Genomic DNA, 12,843 nt, shown 5'->3' with positions numbered 1-12,843 from the left:
GGTCACATGAGCAAGCGCGCACTCCTGGAGGTGATCGCGCTCGGCCCGGAGGACGCGGTCGCCGCCCAGGCCGGTGGAGCCGACCGCCTCGAACTGGTCACCGACATGGCGGCCGACGGGCTGACGCCGCCCCGGAGCACCTTCGCGGCCATCCGGGCGGCCGTCGACATTCCGCTGCGGGTGATGCTGCGGTCCGCCGACGGCTTCGCCGCCGGTGACGTGGCGGCCCTGTGCGAGGAGGCCGCGGCGCTGCGCGCGGAAGGCGCCGAGGAGTTCGTGCTCGGTTTCCTGACCCCGGACGGGCGGCCGGATGTCGCCGCGGTGCGGGCGCTGGCCGAGGTGATCGACGGCTGCCGCTGGACCTTCCACCGGGCCATCGACCGGGCCGCGGACCGCGACGCGCTGCGCAAGGAGCTGGCGGCGCACTGCGCGGTGCCCGCCTCCTCCGGTACGTCGACGGGGCTCGACACGTTCCTCACGGCCGGTGCCGCCCAAGGGGTCGACGCGGGGCTGCCGACGCTCCTGGCCGAGCAGGCCCGTACGGCGGCGGGCGAATCCGGGTACGCGCCGCGCATCCTGGTCGGCGGCGGCCTCGGGCTCGGCCACCTGCCGGAACTCCGCGCGGCGGGCATCGACGCGTTCCACATCGGCGGCGCGGCCCGTCCCGCCGGCTGGTCGGCCCCCGTCGACGTGGCGGCCGTCCGGCAGTGGCGCGACGCGCTGGACGGGGTGCGGGACGGGGCGCCGGCATAACGGCCGGAGAGGCCGCGGACGCTGCGGAGTAACGACCCTGGCGCCCGAGCGCCGGCGCCAGGGGCCGGGTGGGTGGGGGCAATCCCCACCTCTCCTCCTACCGCTGCTCGCTCGACTGCCGTGGCAGCGCGCCGCCCAACTGCGCCGGCAGTGGCGCGGCGTGCACCACCGTCAGGCCGGACACGGGCCGGGTCAGGCAGACGTACAGCCGGCGCAGGCCGGTGCGCTCGTCCGGCTCGCCGTCGACGATCGCCGCCGGTTCGTCAAGGACCACGTAGTCGTACTCCAGGCCCTTGGCGAGCGTGGCGGGCACCAGGGTCAGCCGGGACTTGGCCGAGGTCTCCTCGCCCGGCGCCAGGCAGGTCACACCGGCCTTCTCCAGGCCGGCGCGCAGCGCGGGGATGCGGGCCTCGGCGGCGATCAGGCCGATCGAACCCTCCTTCGCCAGGGACTCGTGGCAGGCGGCGAGTACGGCGGAGTCCAGATCCTCGGGCGCGACGGTGCGTACCTCGAAGTCGCCCGCGGACTCACGGATCGAGGTCGCCTCCGTCAGATCGGGGGCGATGGCCGGCAGCAGCCTGGACGCGTACGCGATGACCTCGCGCGGCACACGGAAGCCCTGGGTCAGCTCCTCGACGGTCGACCCCGGCTTGCCCAGGTGTGCCAGCGCGTCCTCCCAGGTGTCCGTTGCCCACGGGGTCGTGCCCTGGGCGATGTCGCCGAGGACCGTCGCCGAACCCGTCGTGCAGCGCCGTCCCACCGCGCGGTACTGCATGGGGGAGAGGTCCTGCGCCTCGTCGAGGACCACATGGCCCAGGGACGGCGTGCGCGCCACCAGGTCCATGGTCTCGTCGATCAACACCGCATCCGCGGTCGACCACTTGGCGCTCTTCACGCTCCGGGCCGGCTTGGCCCACAGGATCGCCTTCTGCTCCTCCGGCGTCAGGATGCCCTCGGCCTGCTCGGCGAGGAAATCGGCGTCCCCCAGGAGCCGCAGCACCAGCTTCGCCGGATCGACCGGCGGCCAGACGGCCTTGACCGCGGCTTTCACGGCGGCGTTGCGGGCCACCGCGTCCTGCACGCGGTCGTCCGGCGCCTCGCCGGCCTGCTCCATGCGGACCAGTACGGCATGCGCGATCCGCTGCGGCAGCGCGTCACGCGCCGCGCCGTAGCGGATCTCACGTGCCATCAACTCGCGGACGATCTCTTCGAGTTCATAGGCCGGTACGCGCCAGCGGCGGGAGCCGCGGACGACCATGCACGGTTCCTGCGGCAGCGTGATGTGGGAGCGGACGGCGCGCCGGAGCACCTCCGCCATCCGGGCGTCGCCCTTGATCGTCGCCGCGGTCGCGTCGTCCGAGGCGCGCACCTCCACATGCCCGACGAGATCGTCGACGGTGGCCTGCTTGACCTCCAGCTCACCCAGGGCCGGCAGCACCTGCTCGATGTAGTGCAGGAAGGAGCGGTTCGGGCCGATGACGAGGGTGCCGGAGCGGGCCAGCCGCTCGCGGTGCGCGTACAGCAGATAGGCGACACGGTGCAGGCCGACCGCGGTCTTTCCGGTGCCCGGTGCCCCCTGGACGCAGACCGTGCCGCCGAGCCCGGCACGCACGATCTCGTCCTGCTCCGGCTGGATGGTCGCGACGATGTCGCGCATCGGGCCCACGCGCGGCCGCTCGATCTCGGTCTGCAGCAGCTTGCTGCTCTGCTCGGCCTCCGCCGGGTCGGTGAGGTGCTCGTCCTCGTACGCGGTCAACTCGCCGCTGGTGTAACCGAATCGGCGGCGCAGCTTGAGGTCCATCGGGTTCTTCTTCGAGGCCCGGTAGAACGGCTGGGAGACGGGCGCGCGCCAGTCGATGACCATGGGGTCGCCGTCGGCGTCGTGCACATGGCGGCGTCCGATGTAGAAGTTCTCGCCCGCCGCCCCTTCGGCGAGATCGATGCCCGGGGCGTGCAGATAGTCGAGCCGGCCGAAGAAGAGGGGGGTGTGCGAGAGGTCGGCGAGCGCCTTGATCCGGGCGTCGATCTCGCCCTGGAGCACCTCGGCGTTGACCCAGTTCGCGGTGACGTCGGCGATGTTCAGCGCCTCGGCGTCCTCGCGCATGGCCCGGAGCGCGGCGCGGGAGGAGGCGAGATGGGTGCGCTCGCGTTGCAGGGGGTCGGCGCGGGGGCCGGACTCTTCCGCCCGGGGCGCTTCCGGGCCGAGCGGATGTGCCCCGCCGTCGGCGGCAGCGGTCTCGGGCGGTGCCGGGGTGGCCGCGGTCGGGTCGGTGGCGGGTGACGGGTGGGCGTGCGAGGGCACGGCGTTGCCTCCGGTGAGATGTACTGCGGCGGGCGCGCGCCACGGAAGCGGGCACGGTCGGCCGGGCGGTGCGTCGGGCGGGTCATCAGCGTGCAGCGAAGGACCGGCCGGTTTCCGTCCGGTCGGCGGCACTCCTCGACGGGAGGCAGGGCAGACGCGCGATTGTAGTCAGCGGGCATTCCGGGCGCCAACGGATATTCGGCGTCCGGCGCCGCCCGGGAGACCTCAAGGCTCCCGCGTAGTCCCGTAGGGGTGGGAATAGGTCGGGAGTCTGACGTCCGGCCCTGTCGGGATGGACCCATGGACCGATGTGCGGCAATCGCGTGAAATCCATCATGGAGACATGAGCACCGCAGCCTTTCACCCAGTCCCTGTCAGCCCGACCTCCCCGCGCGGCGCCGCCGGCGCGACGGCCCTGGGAGCGGCACCCACGCACGGCGGTCACGACCGCCATGTGCTGGGCAACGCGCTCCGAGCGGTCAAGGTCTTCGTCGCGGCCGCCTTCAGCGTCGTCGTCATGGGCGAGTACGGCGACGACGATCACGCCGACGATTGACGATTGACCGGGCCCTTCTCCGCAGCCGACCTCGACCCGCCGACCCGCCGCGCTCCGCAATGCTCGCAACGCTCAGCCCGCCTGATGCCCCGCAGTGCCCAGGCGCCCCGCGTCCGCAGCGCGCATGCACCTCTCCGCGCGCGCCCCACGGACACAGCCGCGCGCACCGCGCACAATCACGCGCAAGAGCCGGCCCCGAGCGGACATCCGGATGACCGGAAACCGTTACGGACGGTCGGCTCCGATCCACTAGCGTCGCCGCAGAGAGCGCGCTCAGGGCGACGAGAAGGGGACAACGGGTGTCTGCCGCCGACGGGGCACGAACGTGGACATGGAGACGCACCTGGGCGCTGAGCGTCGCCAGACCCCGCAGGCTGCTCCTCGCGGCAGCCCTGCTGGTGGCCTCCTTCGCCGGACTGTGGGTGCTCTACACGGTCCAGCCGCTGCCGATGTCCGACATAGTCGTCTACCGCGCGGAGGGCGAAGCCGCCGCGGCCGGCGGCGACCTCTACGGCTTCACGGTCACGAAGTGGGCACTTCCGGCCACGTACCCGCCCTTCGCCGCCCTGCTGTTCATCCCCACGACGTGGATCTCGCTCGGCACCCTCAAAGTCGCCTGCGTCCTCGCCAACGCCGGGCTCCTCGCGCTGCTCATCCACCTGTCCTGCAAGGCCGCCGGCCTGCGCAAGGCCGCGTACACCGCGCCCACCCTGCTCGCCGCGACCGCCCTGGGCCTGTGGCTCGAACCGGTCTTCCAGACGTTCGTCTTCGGGCAGATCAACCTCGCCCTCGCCTGCCTGGTCCTGTGGGACCTCTCCAGGCCGGACGGTGCCCGCTTCAAGGGCTTCGCCGTCGGCATCGCGGCCGGCATCAAGCTCACGCCCGCGATCTTCGCGGTATACCTCCTCGTCACCGGCCGGGTGAAGGCGGCGTGCACCGCCCTCGCCGGATTCCTCTGCTCGGTGCTGGTCGGGGTGCTGGTCCTGCCGGGCCCGACCATCGAGTTCTGGACGCGCCGGATGTTCGAGACCGGCCGCGTCGGCAAGGCGTGGATCGTCGACAACCAGTCCCTCCAGGGGCTGATCGCCCGCGCGCTGCACGATCCCGAACCCGGAATCCTGTGGGCCGTCCCGGCACTGCTCACGGCGGGCGCCGGGCTCTTCGTCGCCCGCCGGGTCCACCAGCGGCGGGGGCTCGACAACTGGGGCGTGCTGATCACGGCCGTCACGGCGCTGCTGGTCTCGCCGATCAGCTGGTCCCACCACTGGGTCTGGTGCGTACCCCTGCTCGCCATGCTCGCGGCACACACCCGCGGTATGCCGTGGCGCCGCGTCCTGCTGGCCGTCGTCACCCTCGCCTTCACCGCCCGCACGATGTGGGTGGTGCCGCACGCCGGCGACGTCGACCTCTACTTCCCCTGGTGGCAGCAGCTGCTCGCCGCGCCCTACCCCCTGCTCGGCCTGGCGTTCCTGGTGGCGATGGCCCGGTGGTCGCGCGCCGGCTCCCCGCCCGCAGGCGGCCCCGGCCACATCCCGCTGCCCCGCACCGATCACGAGCCCCTGAGCACGCGTTCCCGGGCGGGCTGAGCGTCCGGCAGCGGTCCGGCTGCTGCCGGCTACGCCGCCCCGGGGCCCGGCATCCTGATGCCGGTCAGCCCGTTCGTAGTGGCCGACGGCCCGGCCGCTTGCTGATCATCCCGGCGGGCGGCCGGCCGCCCGCCCTCAGACGTCCTCGTCCGCCGACAGCAGCTCGTGGGAGTCGACGATCCGGTACGCGTAGCCCTGTTCGGCCAGGAAGCGCTGGCGGTGGGCCGCGAAGTCCTGGTCGATGGTGTCGCGGGCGACGACCGAGTAGAAGCGCGCCTCGTGCCCGTCCGCCTTCGGGCGCAGCACCCGGCCCAGCCGCTGGGCCTCCTCCTGGCGCGAGCCGAAGGTGCCGGAGACCTGGATCGCGACCGTCGCCTCGGGCAGGTCGATGGAGAAGTTCGCGACCTTCGAGACGACCAGGACGGAGATCTCGCCCTCCCGGAAGGCCCCGAACAGCTTCTCGCGCTGCGCGTTGGTGGTCTCGCCCTTGATCACCGGGGCGTCCAGATGCTCACCCAGCTCGTCCAGCTGGTCGATGTACTGCCCGATGACCAGCGTCTGCTCGCCCTGGTGCTTGCGGACCAGCGCCTCGGTCACCCGCTGCTTGCTGGCGGTGGTCGCGCAGAAGCGGTACTTCTCCTCGGTCTCGGCCGTCGCGTACGCGAGGCGCTCGGAGTCGGTCAGATTGACCCGCACCTCGACACAGTCCGCGGGCGCGATGTACCCCTGCGCCTCGATCTCCTTCCACGGAGCGTCGAACCGCTTGGGGCCGATCAGCGAGAAGACGTCCGACTCCCGGCCGTCCTCGCGCACCAGCGTCGCGGTCAGCCCCAGCCGCCGCCGGGCCTGGAGGTCGGCGGTGAACTTGAAGACGGGCGCGGGCAGCAGGTGCACCTCGTCATAGATGATCAGGCCCCAGTCCCGCGAGTCGAACAGCTCCAGGTGCGGATAGACGCCCTTTCGCTTGGTCGTCAGCACCTGGTAGGTGGCGATGGTGACCGGCCGGATCTCCTTCTTGGTGCCGCTGTACTCGCCGATCTCGTCCTCGGTCAGCGATGTCCGCTTCACCAGCTCGTGCTTCCACTGCCGGGCCGAGACGGTGTTCGTCACCAGGATCAGCGTGGTCGCCTTGGCCTGCGCCATCGCGCCCGCACCGACCAGCGTCTTGCCCGCGCCGCAGGGCAGTACCACGACACCCGAGCCGCCGTGCCAGAACCCCTCCACGGCCTGCTGCTGGTAGGGCCGCAGTGCCCAGCCGTCCTCGGCGAGCGCGATGTCGTGCGCCTCGCCGTCGACGTATCCCGCCAGGTCCTCGGCCGGCCAGCCCAGCTTGAGCAGCGTCTGCTTGATCTGGCCGCGCTCGGAGGGGTGCACCACGACCGAATCCGGATCCAGCCGGGCCCCGACCAGCGGCTGCACCTTCTTCGACCGGAGGATCTCCTCCAGCACCGGGCGGTCGGTGCTGGTCAGCACCAGGCCGTGCGCGGGGTGCTTGGTGAGGGTGAGGCGCCCGTAGCGGGACATCGTCTCCGCGATGTCCACCAGCAGCGCGTGCGGTACGGGGTATCGCGAGTACTGCACCAGCGCGTCGACGACCTGCTCGGCGTCGTGCCCGGCCGCCCGCGCGTTCCACAGCCCGAGGGGTGTGACGCGGTAGGTGTGGATGTGCTCCGGGGCGCGTTCGAGTTCGGCAAAGGGCGCGATGGCGCGCCGGCACGCGTCCGCCAGCTCGTGGTCCACCTCCAGAAGCAGCGTCTTGTCGCTCTGGACGATGAGAGGTCCGTTCACGCGCCTCGCCTTTCGCTTCCCGGGCATCGGCCGCAGATACGGCCAAACGTCCAGTGTGCCGCATCGCCGCAACCCGCCCGGCCGGGACCGCCCCCTACGACGGGCCGGCGGGGCACCTCCCCGCCGCCACTGTCTTCAGCGTTCCGCCGCGCCACGGGGATTCCCGCGGGCGCCCGGAAGACCGCCGGAGCTGCGCACGCGCCGGGGCTCCGCCGGGCCCGCCCGCCTCAGACCGAGTCGTCCGCCAGCTCCGCCACGCCCGTGATGCGGTGCAGCGGGTAGGTGCGGACCTCGTCGGAGGTGTGGTCGTAGGCCGTGACGAAGCCGCCTTCCACCCGCACCGGCGCGATCACGCGTTGGCTGGCAGCGCCGTCGGCGTTGACGTAGCCGATCCACACGGCGGAGCTGGTGAGGACCGCGGCCTGCATCGTGGCGAGGGTCTCGGCCGAGGTGGTGCGGGGGAGCGCGCCGGACGCGGGGGCGGGCGCGTGCACCGGCTTGCGCTCCGCGGTCGCGGCGAGGTCGCCGGCGCGGATCGCGCGTACGGCCGCGTCGAGCAGCGTGGGATCGGGGGACGGCGGGCCGTCGGGGACCGGGGCGGGCGCCGTGCGCGGCGCGGTCCGGTAGGAGTCGGCGCGGGCGATCAGCACATCGCCCTCGGCGGACTCGGCGGCCGGGGCGTAGCCCATCGACCGCAGGCCGTCGAGGAGTTGGTCGGGCGAGGTCTGGGCGGCCAGCACCGTCGGGGCCAGGCGGCGCAGCCGCAGGGCGATGGCGCGCCGGTCGGCGAGGATCTCGGAGAGCAGCGCGTCGTCGTCGCAGCGGACGTACGCGGCGGCCGCGCCGATCCGCAGCCGGCCGTGCTTACGGGCCACGTCCTCGATCAGGTAGGCCAGCGGCTGGGGCACGGGCGTACGGGAGTGGGTGGTGAGGAACTCCTGGAGTTCGGCGGCGGAGCGGCCGGCGTCCAGGGCGCGCCGCACCGAGCCCGGTGTGAAGCGGTAGACCGTTGCGCCGCCCTTGGACTCGATGTCGGCGAGCACGCCGAGTGCCTCGGCGAGCGGGCGGCGCAGCGGGCCGGGGGCGACCGCGGTCAGATCCGCCTGGAGGAGGACGTGATCGAGCGGTTCGGGGAGGAGCGGCGCGAGGAGCGCGGCGGCGCGGTTCGCGGCGGCCCGGGTCTCCGCGGTGGTCGGGTGCGCCGACGCGGTCGCGGCGTCGATCAGGGCGCGGCCGTGTGCGGACAGCGCGCCGCGACCGGTCACGCCGAGCAACTCGGCGTCCGCCAGTGCCCATTGGGCGAGACGGGAGCGCAGGTCGTCGGCGGGGGAGGACGCCGGGCCGGGCCCTTCGCCCGCCGTGGCGGCCGTCGTCGGTGCCGCCGGGCCGGTCGACTGCGCCGTGCCCGCGCCCCGCAGGGGGCGCTCCCAGCGCAGCCGGGAGAGGACGGCGGTGGGCGGGACGGACGTGCCGGGCGGGAGGGAGCCGAGCAGGGCGAGGGCGCGGCGGCGGACCTCGGGGGCCGGGGAGCGGTCGAGGTGGGGCCCCAGCGCGGCGAGCGCCCGGCCCTTCGCGTCGGCGGTGCCGACCACGCCCGGTGTGCGGGTGGCGGACAGCCAGCCGGCCGCGAGCACGGCCCAGCGCTCATGATCGGGCAGGTCGAGCCATTCCTCGGCGGCGGGTGTGGTGGCGTAGCGCTCGTCGGCCTCACCGTCGGAGGCCACCAGCCCGGCCGCGTAGGCCAGTTCCAGCCAGAAGGCGGCGAGCTGCTCGGTGGTGTCCAGCGCGACCGCGGTCCGCTTGAGGTCGCGCACGCTCAGACCGCCGGCGCGCAGCACGGACGGCCCGCCGAGATCCCATTCCTTCAGCAGTTCCTCGACGGTCGCCAGCGCGGTGAACGCCTGGCTCGCGGCGGCGTTGTCCACAAGCTGTGGATCACGTTCCGTCGCCGGGGCGAGCGCCGGCGGCATCGGCTCCGGAGCGCGGTGGGCGCGCCCGCCCCGCAGATGCAGCGCCGCCTCCCGGGGCAGCACGACATTGCGCGCCCCCGCGGGAAGCAGCAGACCGTGGTCGAGCAGCCACGTCAGATGCGGTGCCGGCCGCTCGGTGACCGCGCCGTAGGGCGGCCCCCACAGCAGCCTGTCGAGCACCGCGACGGACTCCGCGGGCGCGGTGTCCAGCAGCCCGGCCATCCGCGTGCGGTCGGTGAACAGGCCGGTCAGGGCGGCGACCGCGCTCACCGGGTCATGGGTCGCGGGCAGCCCGGCCGCGGCGATGATCTCCTGCAGCCGGGTGGGGGACATCCCGGCGGTGGCCTCGGCGACCGTCGGCCCCAGGCCCGTCGGGGAGGGGTGGGTGGCGCTCGGGGAGAGCAGCTCACGGGCCGTACGCACCAGCCGCAGCCGGTCGTCCGGGCCCCACACCAGCGCCTGCGCTCGCAGCTCGGCCACCGCTCGTGGCAGCTCCGCGGCGACCGCCTCGTCCCCCGCGTCCCCGCCCATCAGGGCGCCGAGGGTGGCGTACGGGCACGGGTCGGGGGCCACCGCCAGCGCCTCGGCGGCCTGCAGCACGAACCGGTCGAGCCGCTCCACGGCGCGCACGACCGACGCCCGGGTGCCGGCCCGGGTCGCCAGCTGGGTGACATCGCCCGGAACCGGATTGAGCAGATCGGGCCGGGCCCGCAGCAGGCCGACGAGCCCGCTGTCGGTGCGGGTCCTGAGCTCCTCGGCGAGGGTGCGGGGTGTACCGGTCATTCGTCCTACGTTAGCGGTGACGGGGAGGCGGGGGCACCGTCCGGCGCTGCGCGGCCCGTCGTACGCCGGTTCCGCCGCTCCCGCGCCGCGCGCCCGGCCCCGGGGCGCTGCGCGCGCCGCCACCGGGAACCTGCGGCCCGCACGCCGATCGACGGGGTACCGTCGAAACAGCAACCAGCGCATGCCGCAGGGGATTTCGTGGGGATCGAGAGCGATCAGCTCGTCTTTGACTATCTGAGCCGGGTGGGCGACCTGGCCCAGCAGCGGGGTCTGCCGTCGGCCGCACGCATGCGGCTGGTGGCCACGCTGCGCGCCGAGATAGACGCACAGAAGGCCGACTCGGTCCCGGGGGTGCGGCGGATCCTGTCGCGGCTGGGGACGCCGGAGGCGGTGGTGGCGGCCGCCGGAGCGGGCGGGGGCCCGGCCGTCGGGACTCCCCGCGCTCCCCAGGACGCGGAGGGTGCATCGGCGGGCCCGGCGGTGCCGCTCCGCCCTGATTCCTCTGATTCTTCCGGGGCGCCGGAGTCCTCGCCGGGGACCGGGTCGTCGCGGCCCGCCGGCCGGCCCTGGTCGACCCCGCGGCAGAAGCTCAGCGGCCTGGGCTGGCGCAGCGGGCTGTCCGGCCTGACCGGCAAGTTGCCCGCGCCGCGCGAGGGGTCCGGATCCGCCCCGTCCTCCGGCTTCGGCTTCCTGAAGAAGCCCGGCCGCCCCGAGCGGCCGCCGCTGCCCGACCTGGGCCAGAGCGCCTCGCCGCCGCATCTGGCGAGCGCCGCGGAACTGGGCGACACGGCCGGCGGGCCCGACTGGTGGCGGGTGGAGGCGTCGCCGTTCGGGCCGGGGGAGACGGTGCCCGGGTTCGTCGGTGGCATCGAGATCCCGGAGATATGGGAACGGCCCCCGGGCGAGGACCCGCAGGACCCGCCGTCCCTCAAGAAGGCCGGAACGGATGCCGGCGCGGAGCCGGACGCGGAGGCGCCGGCCGGTGGGGCGGGTGCCCTTCCCGGGATGCTGCGCAAAGCGCTCCGACGGTGGCGCGGCGCGGCTGCGGACGACGAGCCCGAGGCGGAGACCGCGGACGGGACGGCCGCCCCCGAGGTGGTCGCCCGGGCGCCGCTGAGCCCGGTGCTGTCCCTGGCGGTCCTGCTGCTGGCCGCCGGTGCCCTGCTGGGGTCGTGGCTCGCGCTGGCCGGGGGCTGGGGGCTGGCGTATGTCTCGCGGCGGCTGAGCCGGACGGAGGCGAAGTTCGCGGCGCTCGGTGTGCCCGGAATCGTCGTGGCCGGCCTGATGGTGTGGCTGTGGGGGCGGTTCGACGGACGCTGGGGCGACCCGATCGCGCAGGGCCGGCTCGGGCAGGAACTCGCCGACGGGCTTCCGGCGGTGGCCAGGGTCGCGGCCGTCGCCTCCGCCCTCTTCCTGGTGTGGCGGATGAGGCGGGCCCCTGGGTGAAGGCCGCGCGGTGAGGCGGCCGGGCCGACCGCCACACCGTCCGTCCGCGTCCCCGGCCGCGCCTCGCGCCCGGCGCCGGCTCGTCGCCGCCGGTGTGCGCGCGATGCACACCGCGGCGCAACGAACGCCTCACCACGTGTTTCCGGGCCGATGGCCATGGCAGGCACAATGGCGGGCATGGCTGCGCACCCACTGACGGTCGGATTCGACCTCGACATGACGCTGATCGACTCCCGCCCGGGCATCAAGGCGGCGTACCAGGCGCTGTCCGCCCGGACCGGCACCTTTGTCGACGCCGACCTGGCCGTCACCCGGCTGGGACCGCCGCTGGAGCAGGAGATCCGCCACTGGTTCCCCGAGGAGCGGGTGGCCGAGATCAGCGAGGTCTACCGCGCGCTGTACCCCCTGCACGCGATCACGGGCACGCCGGCCATGTCAGGCGCCCGGGAGGCCATCGCCGCGGTGCGCGCGGCGGGCGGCCGGGCCGTGGTCGTCACGGCCAAGTTCGAGCCGAACGCCAAGCTGCATCTGCAGCACCTCGGCATCGAGCCGGACGCCGTCATCGGCTCCCTGTGGGCGGAGGCCAAGGCGGACGCCCTGCGTGAGCACGGTGCGCAGATCTACGTCGGCGACCACACCGGTGACGTCCGCGGGGCACGCGCCGCCGGCGCACTGTCCGTGGCGGTGCCCACCGGCCCCTGCGCGGCCGACGAGCTCCGCGCGGCCGGCGCCGACGTCCTGCTCGACGACCTGACCGCCTTCCCGGCCTGGCTGGAGCGGTACGTCGCCGACGGCGGTTACGTCACCGAGGGCGCGGACGCCGCTTCCGCCTGACGGCGCTGGGCCACGGCGGACCGGATCACGCCCGCCGCGGCGACGAGGAACCCGGCGCCCATCAGCATGCAGACCCAGTAGAAAGCGGACGGCAGCGGCTCGGTCCCGATGAACAGCGGCGTTACCGTGGCGAGAGTGGCCAGCGCGCCAACAAGGAACATGATCGCGCCGATTCGGACCAGCAGATCCCCGGCCTGGGGAGTTTCGTCAGACACCTGACCAGGGTAAGTCCGGGCCAGAAGCACAGAGGAACCACCCTGCGACGTCTTGTCACCGGGCACCGGACCATTAGCCTTGTGTCGTGGCGGGCCCTGCGGCCCGCTGCACTGCTATCCAGACCCGTTTTCCCACACATTTTCGCAAGTGATCCGGCCAGCTTTTTTCCCACGAGTACGAGGACGAGGACAGACGTGCCTACCGGCAAGGTCAAGTGGTTCAACAGCGAGAAGGGCTTCGGCTTTCTCTCCCGCGATGACGGCGGCGACGTCTTCGTGCACTCGTCGGTGCTGCCCGACGGCGTGGACGCACTCAAGCCGGGCCAGCGTGTCGAATTCGGCGTCGTAGCGGGCCAGCGCGGCGACCAGGCGCTTACCGTCACCCTCCTCGACCCCGCACCCTCGGTGGCGGCGGCGCAGCGCCGCAAGCCCGACGAGCTCGCCTCGATCGTGCAGGACCTCACCACGCTCCTGGAGAACGTCACCCAGCAACTGGAGCGCGGCCGCTACCCGGACAAGGCCCACGGCTCCAAGATCGCCGGCATGCTGCGCGCGGTCGCCGACCAGCTGGACGTCTGACCGGCAGCCCGACAGCTCCGCGACGCACCTC

The 12,843-nt window shown here is 73.7% G+C and carries 10 protein-coding genes; 6 read left to right on the top strand and 4 right to left on the bottom strand.

From position 1 onward, the window contains the following. The first annotated feature begins 6 nt into the window (after nucleotides 1-6). Entirely contained in the window at nucleotides 7-753 is a 747-nt protein-coding gene (locus tag QOM21_RS15165) for a copper homeostasis protein CutC (RefSeq protein WP_407550496.1), read from the top strand. Between the two features lie 97 nt (nucleotides 754-850). Here the strand turns inward: QOM21_RS15165 and QOM21_RS15160 are convergent, their stop codons facing one another. Continuing rightward, a complete protein-coding gene (locus QOM21_RS15160) occupies nucleotides 851-3,055 on the bottom strand; it encodes a HelD family protein (RefSeq protein ID WP_407550494.1) in 2,205 nt (734 codons plus the stop codon). A 343-nt stretch (nucleotides 3,056-3,398) separates the two neighbouring features. On the opposite strand from QOM21_RS15160, the gene QOM21_RS15155 reads away from it, so the two are divergent. Together QOM21_RS15155 and QOM21_RS15150 are read left to right on the top strand one after the other, a co-directional pair. Next, on the top strand, nucleotides 3,399-3,611 hold the full coding sequence (locus QOM21_RS15155) for a hypothetical protein (RefSeq protein ID WP_407550492.1): 213 nt from the start codon (nucleotides 3,399-3,401) through the stop codon (nucleotides 3,609-3,611). A 299-nt stretch (nucleotides 3,612-3,910) separates the two neighbouring features. Further along, nucleotides 3,911-5,197, top strand: coding sequence for a glycosyltransferase 87 family protein (locus QOM21_RS15150; protein ID WP_407550490.1), 1,287 nt, complete (start codon nucleotides 3,911-3,913; stop codon nucleotides 5,195-5,197). A gap of 135 nt (nucleotides 5,198-5,332) precedes the next feature. Here QOM21_RS15150 and QOM21_RS15145 read toward each other — a convergent pair whose 3' ends face one another. Both QOM21_RS15145 and QOM21_RS15140 read right to left on the bottom strand, forming a co-directional pair. After that, the gene (locus QOM21_RS15145; RefSeq protein WP_407550488.1) at nucleotides 5,333-6,985 is read right to left on the bottom strand and encodes a DNA repair helicase XPB; all 1,653 of its coding nucleotides are present in this window, start codon (nucleotides 6,983-6,985) and stop codon (nucleotides 5,333-5,335) included. 227 nt (nucleotides 6,986-7,212) lie between these two features. Further along, entirely contained in the window at nucleotides 7,213-9,738 is a 2,526-nt protein-coding gene (locus tag QOM21_RS15140; RefSeq protein ID WP_407550486.1) for a helicase-associated domain-containing protein, read from the bottom strand. A gap of 198 nt (nucleotides 9,739-9,936) precedes the next feature. On the opposite strand from QOM21_RS15140, the gene QOM21_RS15135 reads away from it, so the two are divergent. Both QOM21_RS15135 and QOM21_RS15130 read left to right on the top strand, forming a co-directional pair. Further along, nucleotides 9,937-11,184: a hypothetical protein gene (locus QOM21_RS15135; RefSeq protein ID WP_407550485.1), complete on the top strand. Its 1,248-nt coding sequence runs from the start codon at nucleotides 9,937-9,939 to the stop codon at nucleotides 11,182-11,184. Between the two features lie 177 nt (nucleotides 11,185-11,361). Next, a complete protein-coding gene (locus QOM21_RS15130; protein WP_407550483.1) occupies nucleotides 11,362-12,018 on the top strand; it encodes an HAD family hydrolase in 657 nt (218 codons plus the stop codon). Here the strand turns inward: QOM21_RS15130 and QOM21_RS15125 are convergent. Continuing rightward, on the bottom strand, nucleotides 11,982-12,179 hold the full coding sequence (locus QOM21_RS15125) for a hypothetical protein (RefSeq protein WP_393894910.1): 198 nt from the start codon (nucleotides 12,177-12,179) through the stop codon (nucleotides 11,982-11,984). The two genes, QOM21_RS15130 and QOM21_RS15125, sit on opposite strands and share 37 nt — an antisense overlap. Before the next feature lie 249 nt (nucleotides 12,180-12,428). Here QOM21_RS15125 and QOM21_RS15120 point away from each other — a divergent pair, with 249 nt between their 5' ends. Further along, on the top strand, nucleotides 12,429-12,812 hold the full coding sequence (locus QOM21_RS15120; protein ID WP_136740898.1) for a cold-shock protein: 384 nt from the start codon (nucleotides 12,429-12,431) through the stop codon (nucleotides 12,810-12,812). Nucleotides 12,813-12,843 lie beyond the last annotated feature (31 nt).

It is taken from the genome of Streptomyces sp. Pv4-95, assembly GCF_045782725.1.
Taxonomy (GTDB): domain Bacteria; phylum Actinomycetota; class Actinomycetes; order Streptomycetales; family Streptomycetaceae; genus Streptomyces.
This window is presented reverse-complemented; position numbering and strand designations above follow the sequence as displayed.

What these genes read in the sequence shown, in the direction of transcription:
- QOM21_RS15165 (WP_407550496.1), top strand. Translation starts at nt 7, where the DNA reads ATGAGCAAGCGCGCACTCCTGGAGGTGATCGCGCTCGGCCCGGAGGAC.
- QOM21_RS15155 (WP_407550492.1), top strand. Translation starts at nt 3,399, where the DNA reads ATGAGCACCGCAGCCTTTCACCCAGTCCCTGTCAGCCCGACCTCCCCG.
- QOM21_RS15140 (WP_407550486.1), bottom strand. Translation starts at nt 9,738, where the DNA reads ATGACCGGTACACCCCGCACCCTCGCCGAGGAGCTCAGGACCCGCACC.
- QOM21_RS15130 (WP_407550483.1), top strand. Translation starts at nt 11,362, where the DNA reads ATGGCTGCGCACCCACTGACGGTCGGATTCGACCTCGACATGACGCTG.
- QOM21_RS15125 (WP_393894910.1), bottom strand. Translation starts at nt 12,179, where the DNA reads ATGTTCCTTGTTGGCGCGCTGGCCACTCTCGCCACGGTAACGCCGCTG.